Consider the following 17,049-nt stretch of genomic DNA (forward strand, 5'->3'; position numbering starts at 1 on the left):
CAAAGACTATGCCGTATGGCAGCAAAGTGAAGCGCAAAAGGATTGGATGAAACGTCAGGAAGCATATTGGCTGGATACCTTCCGGAGTGAGTTACCCGTACTGAATCTGCCAACTGATTTTGCCCGTCCGGCAGTACGAAGTACGGCAGGCGATACAGTGGTATTCAGACTGGAACGCGAAGTCAGCGAGCGCTTGAAAGAGCTGGCGGCGCAGACAGGTTCAACGCTGTACATGGTGCTACTTGCAGCCTATACAGCACTGCTGCATCAGTATACTGGACAGGAAGATATCATTGTCGGGACTCCGATTGCGGGACGGCCGCATGCCGATCTGGAGCCGATCATCGGGATGTTTGTTGGCACACTGGCAATTCGCAATTATCCAACCGCTAAGCAAACGTTCCGAAGCTATGTGGAAGACGTGAAAACCCAAGCTTTGCAAGCCTACGAGCATCAGGATTATCCATTTGAAGAACTGGTGGACAAGCTAAATGTGAAACGGGATATGGGCCGTAATCCGTTGTTCGACACTATGTTTATACTGCAAAATACCGAAGAAGGCGAGCTGAAACTGGAGGATATCCGTTTCCGTCCATACGACATGGAGCAGGCTCCGGTGAAATTTGACTTAATGCTGGAAGCGAGCGAGGAAGAAGAAGGTATTCGGTTCGAATTGCAGTATGCAACATCGTTGTATGAGCGGAAAACGATTGAACAGATTACGCGTCATTTTATACGATTGTCTGAGGCTATTGTGGTGAATCCTGATATTAAACTGGGGGAGCTGGAATGGATCACAGAGGTAGAAACAGTGCATGTGCTGAGAGTGCATCAAGAGCGTCAGAAAGCTTCGCGTTACTGGAGCGCATATCTAGACGGGTATGAAGAAGCTTGCTGTTTGCCACAGGCTAAAACTCAGAGTAGAGCAGAGTGTCAAACGGAGCATTTTAACGTAGCTTTAAGTCCGGGTCTGATGAGCGGGATTCAGCGAATCTCCAACCGCTATCAGGTGAATCAGAGCACGCTGATGCAGACGGTGTGGGGCATTTTGCTTCAAAAATATAACGACACGGATGATGTAGTGTTTGGTAGTACGCTGTCCGGAAATGAGGGTGATATTCCAAATAAGGAGCGTATGCTCAGCTTGATTTTGAATACACTCCCTGTACGTATTACCAGTAGTGAAAACAACTCGTTCTGGGAAGTAATGAAACAAACCCAGAAGCAATCAGTGGCTTCTAGTAAATATGATGCTTTTTCACTATATGAAATTCAGAAACTCTCAGAACTTAAGCAAAATTTAATTAATCATATACTCATTTTTGAAAATGACTGGGTGGAGGAACAGTCTGGGCAACTAGGTGATGATATAGAGTCCCACTTTAGCATTACGGGGGTTGAGTCGGTCGAACAGTCCAACTATGATTTTAACCTGGTAGTTTTTTCAGGGAAAAAAACCCGAATGAGCTTTAGTTACAACGCACTTGTGTTTGATCGAGAAAGTATAAAGCAAATTTATGGACACTTGGTGCACCTACTAGAACAAGTTGTGGTTAACCCGGGCATTCAAGTGCATGAAATGAAAGCGATGACCGAACAGGAGTGCAAGCAAATCCTTGTTGGTTGTGGAGATATGGCAATAGAATATCCAAATAAACAGACGATTCACGGTTTGTTCGAAGCTCAAGTTTTACAAACACCAGAGCAAGTAGCGCTATTTTTCGAAGGGGAGCAGTTGACATACCTAGAGATGAATGAACGCGCTAACTCACTGGCACGGGTACTTCAAGCGCACGGTGTAGGACCCGACAAGCTGGTTGGCCTGATGGTACAGCGTTCGGCGGAGATGATCATCGGTCTGCTGGCCGTGTTAAAAGCGGGTGGTGCTTATGTGCCGATCGACCCTGAATATCCGTCAGCCCGTATTGAATATATGCTGAATGACAGTGAGGCCGCCGTACTTCTGACCAGTCGCGATCTGGTAGGAGAACACCATTACAGCGCCAACACTCTGTTTATCGAAGATGAGGAAGTATATCAAGGGGAAAAGACCAATCTGGAAGCCACTGCCCAGCCGGAGCATCTGGCTTACGTTATTTATACTTCTGGTTCAACCGGAAATCCTAAGGGCGTTATGCTCCAGCATCGCTCGGTGCTGAACTTTATTACAGGAATGCGCGAAGTGATCGACTTTGCAGCGGACAAAACGATTCTATCGTTAACCACCATTTCGTTCGATATTTTCGTATTGGAAACGATCCTGCCGTTGCTGGGCGGAATGACCGTTATACTTGGTGACCACCGTCATCAGGTCAATCCTCAGGCACTTGGCGAGCTGATTACAGCACATCACATTGACATGCTGCAAATGACGCCATCCCGGCTGCAAATGCTGCTGGGTCATGAGGAAGGCTCTCGTGCGCTCCAAGGTGTACAGGAAATTATGGTGGGGGGAGAAGCGCTTCCACCCAAGCTGCTGGAGGCCTTGCAAAAATTGAACGGTCCCCGCATTTATAACATGTACGGACCTACAGAAACGACGGTGTGGTCGGCAGTACAGGAACTTACCCAGGCCAAACAGATTGACATTGGACGTCCTATCGCGAATACGCAAATTTATGTCATTAACGCAAAGGGTGAATTACAGCCGATCGGTGTACCAGGCGAGCTATGCATTGCAGGGGAAGGTTTGGCCCGTGGCTATTGGAATCGCGCGGAATTGACGGCGGACAAATTTGTAGATAATCCATTTTCAACAGGAACACGAATGTACAAAACCGGGGACCTCGCCCGCTGGAAAGCGGATGGAAACCTGGAGTTTATCGGCCGAATCGACCATCAGGTGAAAATCCGCGGGTATCGAATTGAACTGAGTGAGGTTGAGTCGAAGCTGCTGCAAGTTGATTTTGTACGGGAAGTAACGGTCATTGCTCAAGCAGATGAAACAGGGCAAAAGCAAATGGTGGCGTACTACGTCGCCGGGCAAGAAATTGGCGCAAGCGAGCTGAGAAGCGAACTGGGCCGAGAGCTGCCAAGCTATATGGTGCCATCATACTTTATACAATTGGAGCAGATGCCATTAAGTCCGAATGGCAAAATCGACCGCAAAGCATTGCCAGCATTGGAAGATAATCTGCAAAGCAGAACGGATTATTTCGCACCGCGAACGCCAATGGAATCGAAGCTGACCCAAATCTGGCAGGATGTATTGGGCCTGAAGCAAGTCGGCGTGAAAGAGAACTTTTTCGAGATTGGTGGACACTCACTGCGGGCAACTACCTTGACTTCAAAGATTCACAAAGAACTGAATAAATCCCTGTCGTTACGCAGTATTTTCGAAGCTCCAACGATTGAACAGCTGGCTGTAGTGATTGAAAGTTTGGAACAGATGAAGTATGCATTGATTCCGGTGACGGAAGAACGAACTTTTTATCCGCTGTCCTCCGCGCAAAAGCGGATGTACGTATTGCACCAGCTTGACCCTGACGATGTAAACTACAACATGCCTGCTATGTTCCGGGTAAGCGGCCCGCTGGATGTGAAGCGGATGGAAGAAGTATTCCGTCAATTGATCTCACGCCACTCAACACTCCGTACCCGCTTTGAAATGATAAATAACGAGCCGAAGCAGCAGATTCAGGATACCGTATCGTTCGAGTTGGAGTATGCGAAGGTACAGGTGGGACATGTCGTAGCCTATACAGCAGCAGATCGACAAACCGATGTGGAAGTGTTACATCGTGATGCAGTGCAGGAACGGTATGCATCGGTGACTGAGCAGCTTGTGAGCAAGGAAGTACAAGAAAAGATCCAAAGCTTTGTACGTCCATTTGATCTGCAAGCCGCTCCGTTACTGCGGGTTGCCCTGATCGATTTGGGCGTACAGGGAATAGAAGAAGAGCCGCAGTATTTGCTGATGCTCGATATGCACCATATCATCTCGGACGGTGTGTCGACGGGCGTGTTGACTCGCGAATTTGCTCGCTTATACAGCGATGAAGAGCTGCCACCGCTACGGATTCAATACAAAGATTATGCCGTATGGCAGCAAAGTGAAGCGCAGCAGGACTGGATGAAACGTCAGGAAGCATATTGGCTCGACACCTTCCGGGGCGGAGTGCCTGTGCTGGATCTGGCAACCGACTTTGCCCGTCCGGCGGTACAGAGTACGGCAGGGGATACGATCGAATTTGGACTGGAGCGTGAAGTGAGCGAACGCCTGAAAGAACTGGCTTCGCAAACAGGTTCAACTTTGTATATGGTGCTGCTGGCAGCGTACACCACGCTCTTGCATAAATACACAGGCCAAGAAGATATCGTAGTCGGCACGCCGATTGCCGGAAGACCGCATGCGGAACTGGAGAGTCTGGTAGGTGTCTTCATCAATACGCTGGCAATCCGCAATTATCCGTCTGGCGACCAATCGTTCCTCGATTATCTGCAAGAGGTGAAGGAGCATGCGCTTAGTGCTTATGAGCATCAGGACTATCCTTTTGAAGAGCTGGTTGAAAAGCTGAATTTAACACGGGATACGAGCCGGAATGCGCTGTTTGACACGATGTTTGAGTTGAAAACATTGGAGCAGCAGGAGTTCGAGCTGGAAGGTCTGACCTTGAATTCGTACCCGTTAGGAAATACTACGGCCAAATTGGATCTGTCCTTGGAGACCATGGAGCAGCCGGAGGGGATTGTGTGCAGTCTGGAATACAGCACGGCGCTCTATAAGCCGGAGACTATCGCCCGATTGGCGCAGCATTTTACGGAGATCGTCCGAGCTATTGCGTATCATCCGCAGCAGTCACTGGCAACTTTGAATATGGTAACCGTCGAGGAAAAAGAACAACTCATCTACGGTTTTGGAGAAGTGGGAGTAAGAGATGTTGCTGCAGTTGAAGCAGGAGCCCTGTTCCATATCTTCGTAGAAGAACAGGCTCAGCTTGTACCGGATCATATGGCGGTGGTGTATGAGGAGCAGCAGTTGACGTACCGCATACTGAACGAGCGTGCGAACCAATTGGCTCGGAGATTGCGGAATGAAGGCGTTGGACGCGAGTCAATTGTCGGCATTTTGAGTGAACGCTCCATGGATATGCTGGTCGGCGTATTGGCGGTGTGGAAGGCTGGCGGCGCATATGTGCCACTGGATGCGGATTATCCGTCCGAACGCATTCGTTTCATGCTGGAGAATAGTGGTGCGACGGTACTGTTAACACAAACGGGATTGCAGGAGCAAGCACAGGCATGGCTGGAGGAAAGCAAGCAGTCCTTGACCAGGGGTAAGACTGAGGGTGAGTTGGAAACAGCGACTGGCGCCGAAACGATGGAATCAGGTGCTCTTCATGGAACTGTGAATGGAGCAGCAGATTCGCCAACTGACAGCGAAGCAGCATCCCAATCCGTAGCAAACTTACGTTTGCACACCGTACTAGCATTGGACGACGAATCACTGTACACCGGGGATGCCACGAATATCGAGCCGATCAATGAGCCGCAGGATCTGGCGTATGTAATCTATACGTCCGGTACAACCGGACGTCCGAAGGGTGTCATGATCGAGCATCGCAGCTTGGTGAATACGGCTGCGGCCTATCGTCGGGATTACCGTTTGAACCAGTTCCCGGTACGACTGCTGCAATTGGCGAGCTTCTCCTTCGACGTGTTCGTTGGCGATATTGCGCGGGCGCTTTATAACGGGGGCACGATGGTTATCTGTCCGAAAGATGACCGCATTGATCCAAGCCGTCTATATGGCTGGATTCGCAATTACCAAATTACAGTGTTCGAATCGACCCCAGCCCTAATCGTACCGTTTATGCAACATGTGCATGAACAAGGTCTGGACATGAGCAGTCTGGAATTGCTGATCACCAGCTCAGACAGCTGCAGTGTGACGGATTACCGAGTGCTGCAAGAACGGTTTGGCGCAGATATTCGCATTGTGAACAGCTACGGCGTCACGGAAGCGGCGATCGACTCTAGCTTCTACGACGAAGAACTGTCGAAGCTGCCGAGCAGCGGCCATGTGCCGATTGGCCAGGCATGGCTGAACGCACGCTTCTACATCGTGGACAGCCAACTGAATCCGGTGCCAATCGGCATACTGGGTGAGCTGTGCATCGGCGGGATTGGGGTCGCACGGGGATACTTGAACCGTGCGGACCTGACAGCCGAGAAATTCGTAGCGAACCCCTACGTACCGGGTGAACGACTGTACCGCACAGGCGATTTGGCGCGGTGGATGCCGGACGGCAATGTGGACTTTGTTGGCCGGATGGACTATCAGGTCAAAATCCGGGGCTTCCGGATTGAACTGGGCGAGGTGGAAGCGCAACTGCTGACCGTGAATGGCATCGAGAAAGCGATAGTCACCGCCTGGGAAAACGAAAACGGAGACAAGGATTTGTGTGCGTATGTCGTAGCTTCCGAGGCGCTGAATTTGCCGGAGCTGCGCAGCATACTCCAGCCAAAACTGCCGGGCTATATGATCCCGACATATGTCGTACAACTGGATCGTTTCCCGCTGACACCGAATGGCAAAATCGACCGCAAAGCATTGCCAGCATTGGAAGATAATCTGCAAAGCAGAACGGATTATTTCGCACCGCGAACGCCAATGGAATCGAAGCTGACCCAAATTTGGCAGGATGTATTGGGCCTGAAGCAAGTCGGCGTGAAAGAGAACTTTTTCGAGATTGGTGGACACTCACTGCGGGCAACTACCTTGACTTCAAAGATTCACAAAGAACTGAATAAATCCCTGTCGTTACGCAGTATTTTCGAAGCTCCAACGATTGAACAGCTGGCTGTAGTGATTGAAAGTTTGGAACAGATGAAGTATGCATTGATTCCGGTGACGGAAGAACGAACTTTTTATCCGCTGTCCTCTGCACAAAAGCGGATGTACGTATTGCACCAGCTTGACCCTGACGATGTAAACTACAACATGCCTGCTATGTTCCGGGTAAGCGGCCCGCTGGATGTGAAGCGGATGGAAGAAGTATTCCGTCAATTGATCTCACGCCATTCAACACTCCGTACCCGCTTTGAAATGATAAATAACGAGCCGAAGCAGCAGATTCAGGATACCGTATCGTTCGAGTTGGAGTATGCGAAGGTGCAGGTGGGACATGTCGTAGCTTATACAGCAGCAGATCGACAAACCGATGTGGAAGTGTTACATCGTGATGTAGTGCAGGAACGGTATGCATCGGTGACTGAGCAGCTTGTGAGCAAGGAAGTACAAGAAAAGATCCAAAGCTTTGTACGTCCATTTGATCTGCAAGCCGCTCCGTTACTGCGGGTTGCCCTGATCGATTTGGGCGTACAGGGAATAGAAGAAGAGCCGCAGTATTTGCTGATGCTCGATATGCACCATATCATCTCGGACGGTGTGTCGACGGGCGTGTTGACTCGCGAATTTGCTCGCTTATACAGCGATGAAGAGCTGCCACCGCTACGGATTCAATACAAAGATTATGCCGTATGGCAGCAAAGTGAAGCGCAACAGGATTGGATGGAAGGTCAGGAAGCGTATTGGCTCAATACTTTCCGGGGCAATCTGCCTGTGCTGAACCTGCCAACCGATTTTGCCCGTCCGGCGGTACGGAGCACAGCAGGCGACACGGTTGTATTCAGATTGGAGCGTGAAGTTAGCGAGCGCTTAAAAGAACTGGCAGCACAGACAGGTTCGACGCTGTACATGGTGTTATTAGCGGCCTATACAGCGTTACTATATCAATATACAGGGCAGGAAGATATCATTGTTGGCACCCCAATTGCGGGACGCCCACATGCCGATCTTGAGCCCATCATTGGGATGTTTGTCGGAACCCTGGCACTACGCAATTATCCGACTGCAGAGCAGACGTTCCGCAGCTTTCTAGAAGATGTGAAAATCCGGGCTTTACAAGCCTACGAGCACCAGGACTATCCATTTGAAAACCTGGTGGACAAGTTGAATGTGAAGCGGGATATGAGTCGGAATCCGATCTTCGATACGATGTTTGTACTGCAAAACACCGAGCAAAGCGAGTTGAAGCTCAAAGAACTGAGCTTCCGACTATACGATATAGAGCAAACTCCAGTGAAGTTTGACCTGACGCTGGAAGCGAGAGAGGAAGAATCCGGAATACAGTTCGGATTGCAGTATGCGACCACGCTGTACCAGCGGGAAACAATTGAGCAGATCACACGCCACTTTGTACGGTTGGCTGAAGTGATTGCGGCTAGCCCAGATACCACATTGAGTGAGCTGGAATGGATTACAGTGGAAGAAACAGTGGATGTACTGAAAGTGCATCAAGAACGTCAGAAGGCTTCTCGTTACTGGACCGCATACCTGGATGGGTATGAAGAACAGGCCCGTTTGCCACAGGTTAAAATCCAGAGCAAAACAGGTTATCAGGCGGAGCGTCTGGATTTTGATTTGGGCGCGGGTCTAACGGCTGGAATTCAGCAAATCGCCAAGCGTTATCAGGTGACGATGAATACGCTGATGCAGACGGTGTGGGGCATGTTGCTTCAAAAATATAACGGTACGGATGATGTGGTGTTCGGCAGCGTCGTATCCGGACGTCCGGCGGAGATTCCAAGTGTGGAGCATATCATCGGTCTGTTTATTAACACGATTCCTGTACGCATTCACAGTCATAAGGACAGTCTGTTCTCGGACGTGATGAAGCAGAATCAGGAGCAATCCATCGCTTCCCAAGCCTATGATACGTACCCGCTGTATGAGATTCAGGGACTGTCGGAGCTGAAGCAGGATTTGATCAACCATATCCTTATTTTTGAAAATTACCCGATGGAGGAGCAAATCGAGCAGTTGGGTGAGGGGGAAGCATCCAGCTTCCGCATTACGGGAGTGGAGTCCGTCGAGCAGACGAACTATGACTTTAACCTGGTGGTCCTGCCGGGGAACACGATCCACATGAGCTTTGTCTACAATGCGCTGGCATTTGAACGCGAAAGTGTGGAGCAAATTCAGGGTCATCTGATGGAACTGTTGAAACAGGTGGTAGCTAACCCGGATATTTCGGTACGTGAGCTGGATGTATTGAGTGAGCCAGAACGGGAGCAAATCCTGCGCGTATGGGGAGATACGGCAGCGGACTATCCAAGCGAGCAGACGATTCACGGCTTGTTCGAGGCGCAAGCGGCGCAGACCCCGGAGCAGGCAGCATTGTTCTGCGAGGGAGAGCAACTGAGCTACCGCGAGCTGAACGAACGCGCCAACCGTTTGGCCCGTACCCTGCGTAGTCACGGAGTGACGAGCGATCGTTTGGTGGGTCTCATAACCGATCGTTCGGTGGATATGATCGTAGGCATCTTCGGAATTTTGAAAGCCGGGGGAGCATATGTGCCAATTGATCCGACGTATCCGGAAGAGCGTATCCGCTACATGCTGGACGACTCTGGGGCAGAGCTGTTATTGACGCAAAATCATCTGGTGGGCAACGTAGCTTTTGACGGTAAGGTGCTGGTTTTGGATGGAGAGCAGGCGGTCTATCACGAGGACGGTTCAAACCTGGAGCCTGTATCCGGGCCGAACGATTTGGCCTATGTGATCTATACATCAGGGACCACAGGCCAGCCGAAGGGCGTTATGCTGGAGCATCACGGACTGTGCAACCTGAAAGTCTATTTCGATCAGACGCTGCATATTGGCATATCGGATCATATCCTGTTGTTTGCCAGCTATTCATTTGATGCGGCTTGCTGGGAAATCTTCCAGGCGCTGTTCTGCGGAGCCACGTTATACGTGCCAACGTCAGAGACGATTTTGAACTACGAGCGGTTTAAGCAATATATGGCGGATCATCACATTACCGTGGCAACCTTGCCGCCGACCTATGCGGTCTATCTGGAGCCGGAACGGATGTCAAGCCTGCGTATTCTGTTCACAGCCGGATCAGCATCGTCGATAGAGCTGGTGTACAAGTGGAAGGATCAGGTTGCGTACTACAATGGCTACGGCCCAACCGAAAACTCGGTAGCTACGTCGATATGGCCGGTGTCTGAGGATGCGAGAGCAGGACAATTGATTTCCATCGGACGTCCTGTGCCAAACCATCGGGTGTACATGGTGGATGCACATGGTCATCTGGCACCAGTGGGCGTAGCGGGTGAGTTATGCGTATCCGGGCCGGGTCTGGCACGCGGCTATCTGGATCGTCCAGAGCTGACGGAGGAGAAATTCGTACCGAATCCGTTTGCGAATGGAGAAGCGGGCTATGAACGCATGTACCGGACAGGTGACTTGGCGAGATGGATGCCGGATGGCAACATCGAATATCTGGGCCGGATCGACCATCAGGTTAAAATCCGGGGGTACCGGATTGAGTTGGGTGAGGTCGAGGCGCAAATTTTGAAAGTGGAAGATGTGCAGGAGGTCATCGTGCTGGCACGTGCAGATGAGCAGGGGCAAAACCAACTGGTCGCCTACTATGTGGCAGAGCGAGAAGTGAATGCAGGTGAGCTACGCAGCTTACTGGGTGAGAAACTGCCAAACTACATGGTGCCTGCGTACTTCGTACAACTGGAGAACATGCCGCTGACACCGAACGGTAAAATTGATCGCAAAGTACTGCCAGCACTGGAAACAAATTTTCAGGGTAGAAGTGAATATGTTGCTCCACAAACGGATGCAGAGCAGGTTCTGGCTTCTATCTGGCAAACCGTACTGGGTAAGAAGCCAATTGGCTTGCTAGAAAATTTCTTCGATTTGGGCGGCGATTCGATCAAGGCGATTCAAGTATCTTCACGTCTGCTTCAGGCAGGCTACAAGCTGGATATGAAGACATTGTTTAAGCATCCGAGTGTGTCAGAATTGGCTCCGTACTTGAGTGTGGCGGGTGTCAGAACTGCCGAGCAGGGTGAGATTAAGGGCAATGTGCTGCTTACGCCGATTCAACATTGGTTTGCAGATTTGGATGAAACGGCTGCACATCACTTTAATCAGGCTGTTATGCTACACCAGGACCAGAGATTTAACGAGTCGGCACTGCGCCTGACACTGACAAAACTGGTGGAACATCATGATATTCTGCGAACGGTGTTCCGCAAAACGGAGCATAGCTATGAAGCGTGGAATCGGGGGACGCAAGAAGGTGAGCTATATCATCTTGATATGTTGGACTTCGACGATATACCCATTGGATCGGAGCTGAACCAAGCAATTGAAGCTAAAGCCAATGAGATTCAAAGCAGTATTTCTTTAAATGAAGGGCCACTAATGAAAGTCGGTTTGTTCCGTTGTGCGGATGGTGACCATTTGCTGATCGTGATTCATCATTTGGTAGTGGATGGGGTATCGTGGCGTATCTTGTTTGAAGATTTCGCGACTGCTTATGCGCAAGCTGTGAATGGAGAAGCAATTCATTTCCCTGATAAGACGGACTCCTTCCGTGCCTGGTCTGAAAAATTGGCTGTTTATGCAATCAGCCCGGCAATGGAGAGCGAACGCGCGTACTGGGAGCAATTAGACAAAGTAATCAGTTCTGATCAGGCTATATTACCTGAGGATTATAAGCATGATGGCAGATTTATGATTCGCGACATGGACACCGTAACAATGCAACTCACAGAGGAAGAGACCGTTCAACTGTTGAAACAAGCGCATCATGCATATAGCACGGAAGTGAACGATTTGCTGTTGACTGCTCTTGGTATGACGCTGTATGCCTGGACGGGCCATGAGAGTATCTTTATAAATCTGGAAGGGCACGGACGGGAGAGCATTATACCAGACATTGATATTTCTCGTACGGTTGGTTGGTTTACAAGTCAATATCCGGTTTTGTTGAATATTGGAGAGAAATCCGACGTGTCGAGACGTATCAAACAGGTCAAAGAGGGTCTACGTCAAATACCGCATAAAGGCATCGGATACAGTATTTGGAGGTATCTGAGTAAAACAGGTCAAAAAGGGGGCCATCCTGAACCACAGGTGAACTTTAACTATCTGGGAGAGTTTGATCAGGATCTCCAAAATAGCGATATTCACACTTCACCCTATTCGTCTGGAAGAGATTTCAGCGACCGAATTGAGCTGAAATCTGCTTTAGACGTGGGGGGAATGGTAACAGGTGGCAGGTTGGAGCTTAAGATTAAATATAATAGCAAGGCATTCTGCAAGGATACGATAGAGGATCTGGTTCATCTGTTAAAGAAGAATTTACAGGAAGTGATCAGGCATTGCATATCTCGAGAACGGACGGAGCTAACACCTAGCGACGTACTGCTTAAGGAACTCACCGTGGAGCAATTGGATGCCATTGTGGAACAAACGCAGTCGGTTGGAGAAGTAGAGAATATATATGCACTAACACCGATGCAGAAGGGGATGTTGTTTTACAATTTGATGGATTCTCAATCGGGTGCTTATTTTGAGCAGTCCTCCTTTGACCTGAAAGGATGTTTAAATCTGGCTGCGTTTACAGCGAGTCTGGAACTGCTGGTACAGCGGCATTCTGTACTACGGACAAATTTTTATAGCGGCTGGAAGGACGAGCCCCTGCAGGTTGTGTACCGGAATAAACGCAGTGAGTTGTATATAGAGGATTTGCGAGATATGGAGGAAGAAGAGCGGAACGATTATATCCTCGAATATACGCGCAAAGACAAGCAGAGAGGCTTTGATCTAGCGGAGGATACTTTGATGCGTGTCGCGATTTTGCGTACGGCTGAGAAAACATATCGTTTTGTATGGAGCTTTCACCATATTTTAATGGATGGCTGGTGCTTGTCGCTGGTGACGAATGAGGTATTTGCGAGTTACTTTGCGATTCTCGCCCATAAACAGCCGGAACTGGGACCTGTAACGCCATATAGCCAATATATTGAGTGGCTGGAGCAACAGGATCGTCAGGCTGCTTCAAACTATTGGAGCAGGTATCTGGATGGATATGAGGAGCAGTCTCGTTTGCCACAGGCCAAAATCCAGAGCAAAACAGGTTATCAGACGAAGCGCCTGGACTTTGATTTGGGCGCGGGTCTAACGGCTGGAATTCAGCAAATCGCCAAGCGTTATCAGGTGACGATGAATACGCTGATGCAGACGGTGTGGGGCATGTTGCTTCAAAAATATAACGGTACGAATGATGTGGTGTTCGGCAGCGTCGTATCCGGACGTCCGGCGGAGATTCCAAGTGTGGAGCATATCATCGGTCTGTTTATTAACACGATTCCTGTACGCATTCACAGTCATAAGGACAGTCTGTTCTCGGACGTGATGAAGCAGAATCAGGAGCAATCCATCGCTTCCCAAGCCTATGATACGTACCCGCTATATGAAATTCAGGGGCTGTCGGAGCTGAAGCAGGATTTGATTAATCATATTCTTATTTTTGAAAATTACCCGATGGAGGAACAAATCGAGCAGTTGGGTGAGGGGGAAGCATCCAGCTTCCGCATTACGGGAGTGGAGTCCGTCGAGCAGACGAACTATGACTTTAACCTGGTGGTCCTGCCGGGGAACACGATCCACATGAGCTTTGTCTACAATGCGCTGGCATTTGAACGCGAAAGTGTGGAGCAAATTCAGGGTCATCTGATGGAACTGTTGAAACAGGTGGTAGCTAACCCGGATATTTCGGTACGTGAGCTGGATGTATTGAGTGAGCCAGAACGGGAGCAAATCCTGCGCGTATGGGGAGATACGGCAGCGGACTATCCAAGCGAGCAGACGATTCACGGCTTGTTCGAGGCGCAAGCGGCGCAGACACCGGAGCAGGCAGCATTGTTCTTCGAAGGAGCACAGTTGACCTACCGCGAGCTGAATGAACGTGCAAACCGACTGGCTCGTACCTTGCGGAGTCACGGCGTAACAACAGACAGCTTGGTGGGGATTATGACGGAGCGTTCGGTGGATATGATCGTGGGGATGCTCGGGATTATGAAAGCGGGAGGCGCGTATGTTCCTCTAGATCCAACGTATCCAGAGGACCGTATCCGTTACATGCTGGACGACTCGGGAACAGCTCTCTTATTAACACAAAGCCATCTGGTGGAAAAAGTGGCCTTCGACGGCAAGATACTGGTGCTGGATGGGGAACAGGGGATCTATCACGAAGAGGGGGCGAATCTGGAGCCAGTGTCTGGCCCGAACGATCTGGCGTATGTGATTTATACCTCAGGAACGACGGGCCAGCCGAAGGGCGTTATGATCGAGCATCACGGGCCATGCAATCTGAAAACCTATTTTGATGAAACCCTACACATGAGCTTGTCGGATCATGTCCTGATGTTTGCCAGCTATTCCTTTGATGCCGCTTGCTGGGAAGTGTTCCAAACGCTGTTCTGCGGAGCCACACTGTACGTACCGACCATGGAGACGATTTTAAACTATGAGCGGTTTGAACAATATACCGCAGAGCACCAAATTACCGTAGTCATGCTGCCACCGACGTATGCGGTGTATCTGGAACCGAAGCGGATGTCGAGTCTGCGTATCCTGTTTACAGCCGGATCGGCCTCCTCATTAGAGCTTGTACAGCAATGGAAAGATCAGGTTCCGTATTATAACGGATACGGCCCAACGGAAAACTCAATTGTCACAACGATCTGGCCGGTGTCTGAGGATGCGAATGCGGATGAACGGATTTCTATCGGACGTCCCGTACCGAATCACCGGGTATATATCGTGGATGCGCATGGACATCTGGCACCTGTGGGCGTAGCTGGAGAATTGTGTGTATCGGGGGAAGGGCTGGCACGTGGATATCTGCATCGTCCGGAGCTCACGGATGAGAAATTTATACCTAATCCGTTTACGGACGGAGAAGCAGGATATGAACGGATGTATCGCACAGGGGACTTGGCGAGATGGATGCCAGACGGCAACATTGAGCACTTAGGCCGGATCGACCATCAGGTGAAAATCCGGGGGTACCGGATTGAACTGGGCGAGGTGGAGGCAAACCTGCTGAAGGTGGAGGCTGTGCAAGAGGTAATTGTACTATCCCATGAGGATGAGCAGGGTCAAAACCAACTGGTGGCGTACTATGTGGCAGAGCGCGAAGTGAGTACAAGTGAGTTACGCAGCTTACTGGGTGAAAAGCTGCCTAACTATATGGTGCCTTCGTACTTTGTGCAGCTGGAATCCATGCCACTAACACCAAACGGTAAAATTGACCGCACGGCACTGCCACTGCCGGAATTGGCAAGTAGCCCGGATATAGCTTACGTGGCTCCAAGAAATGAAGTGGAACAACAATTGGCGAATCTCTGGCGGGCGGTGCTTGGGGTAGAAAAGGTAAGTATCGACGAGAACTTCTTTGAGCTTGGAGGTCATTCTTTAAAGGCCATTCAGCTCGTTTCCAAAGCACAGGAATCAGGTATTCCACTCGGCATACACCAAGTGTTGCAACATCAAACCATTCGAAGCTTGTCCGATCTGTTATCCCTTGATAAAGTTGTCACCAAGCAAGATACTTCATTGCTTACAGATGTAACGGAAGCTGAACAATGGATTAGCGAAACCTTTGGCGTACAGGCCATGCTTCAATTCGTACCTAACGATGAACGCGACTACTTGTTTCTGCATGTGCATCCCTTCCGGGCAGATCAGGTGGACGAGATGACCGCCGGAATCTCGTCTCATGTTCATTCCGACCTCCATCCTCATTATATCGTTCCGATGGGTGAGGAAGACGCCAGCCTAAGGGTCAGAACAGGGCACACAGAGCTGGAGCAAACAGACGAGGAACAGGAAAACAGTCACCAACGTCAGACTGAAGAATGGATTTTAAAAATCGCTGAAATGAATGCTAGCTGGCATGAGCATCTACTCAGCTCAGAGGCTATCTATCGTTTCCCGCTGGCCCCTGCTCAGCATTACCATTTGATGCACCCGGCTTCCTCGGGCACCGTGGTTCGGTTGGACCAATACGTGGATATGGGGCGTCTGAATACAGCGATTCGGCAGTTAATTCATCGCCATGAATTACTGAGAAGTGTGCTTGTACACGCGGATGGAGTCTGGGAATGGGAAGTACGGCCAACACCGGAGCATATTTCATTGCCTTGTGTGGATCTTTCGATCTATCCGGTACAGACCCAACAGCAGCTTCTTTCATCCCTCATGTCGAATCTTTATTTTGAACCATATGAGCAGAAACACGCTCTGCAATACCGGATGATGCTGGTTCGCTTGAATTTGCGGGAACATTTACTGCTACTGCCATGCTCACATATCATCTTTGATGCGACGAGTGGTGTAGTTTTGCATAATCAGCTTCTGGAGGAATACGATCATATACAGCAAAGTCAGACAGTTAAAACATTCCATTATCACGAATATGTCGATCATATCCGCCAAGGTCCTCAAGGACTCAGCGATCCGCAGATTGTGGAGCAATTTAAGCTCCCGGCATTTGAGGATCATAATAGTCGTATCCATGAACGGATGCTGGGGTGTAATTATGCAGCACCTACTTCATATCATTGGAATCTAAACCTGCATAATATTCCAACGCAGGAGGAGGCTGTGAACCTATGGGATATTTCGTTGCAAATGGCATTCCAGTTCTTGAGCAGCTATTTTGAACAGTCCGAAGTTCCATTATGGTTGACACAGTATGGACGACAGTATGGGGATCGGAACTACTTTGGATCGGTGGGAGAATATATTGACCACATTCCCGTCTTACTCCTGAAGGAGGAGAGAATATCCTACGAAAATGATATCCAGAAACTCTTGGATACTGCCACACATCATCATTTAAATTTCTTCAATCTGATCTTTAACGAAGAAATGAAATCAGCTTACCCGCAATCAAGCAACATTCTAAAAAAGGGACTTGAACAACTGCCAATCGTGTTTAACTACTTGGGTGAAATGCAGGGAGGCTTAAATGAAATCGGTGCTTTGGACAGGAAGAAGGAACAGGCAAACGGAGGAAAAGCGATTTTCTTTGAGTCTGTATACACAGAAAGTGTATTGCAGATTTCTCTATCCCTTCCCTTTGAAGAGGATCACGAGAAAATTCATCAAATCTTCCAAGCTGCTAATGATAGGCTCATAACTACTTTGACCATTTCGCAGTAAGG

Annotated in this window: 1 protein-coding gene (running past one end of the window); it reads left to right on the forward strand. The window is 49.5% G+C overall.

Annotated features, from left to right (window positions below; translation table 11 throughout):
• A protein-coding gene (locus ACQ4MX_RS00340) for a non-ribosomal peptide synthase/polyketide synthase (protein ID WP_431088699.1) crosses the window boundary here: on the forward strand, positions 1–17,047 show its 3' portion. 3,125 nt of this gene lie to the left of the window's left edge; the window shows 17,047 of its 20,172 coding nt (coding positions 3,126–20,172); the start codon falls outside the window, past its left edge; its stop codon occupies positions 17,045–17,047.
• Positions 17,048–17,049 lie beyond the last annotated feature (2 nt).

The sequence above is a fragment of the Paenibacillus sp. 8b26 genome (assembly GCF_050626875.1).
In the GTDB taxonomy this organism is placed as follows: domain Bacteria; phylum Bacillota; class Bacilli; order Paenibacillales; family Paenibacillaceae; genus Paenibacillus.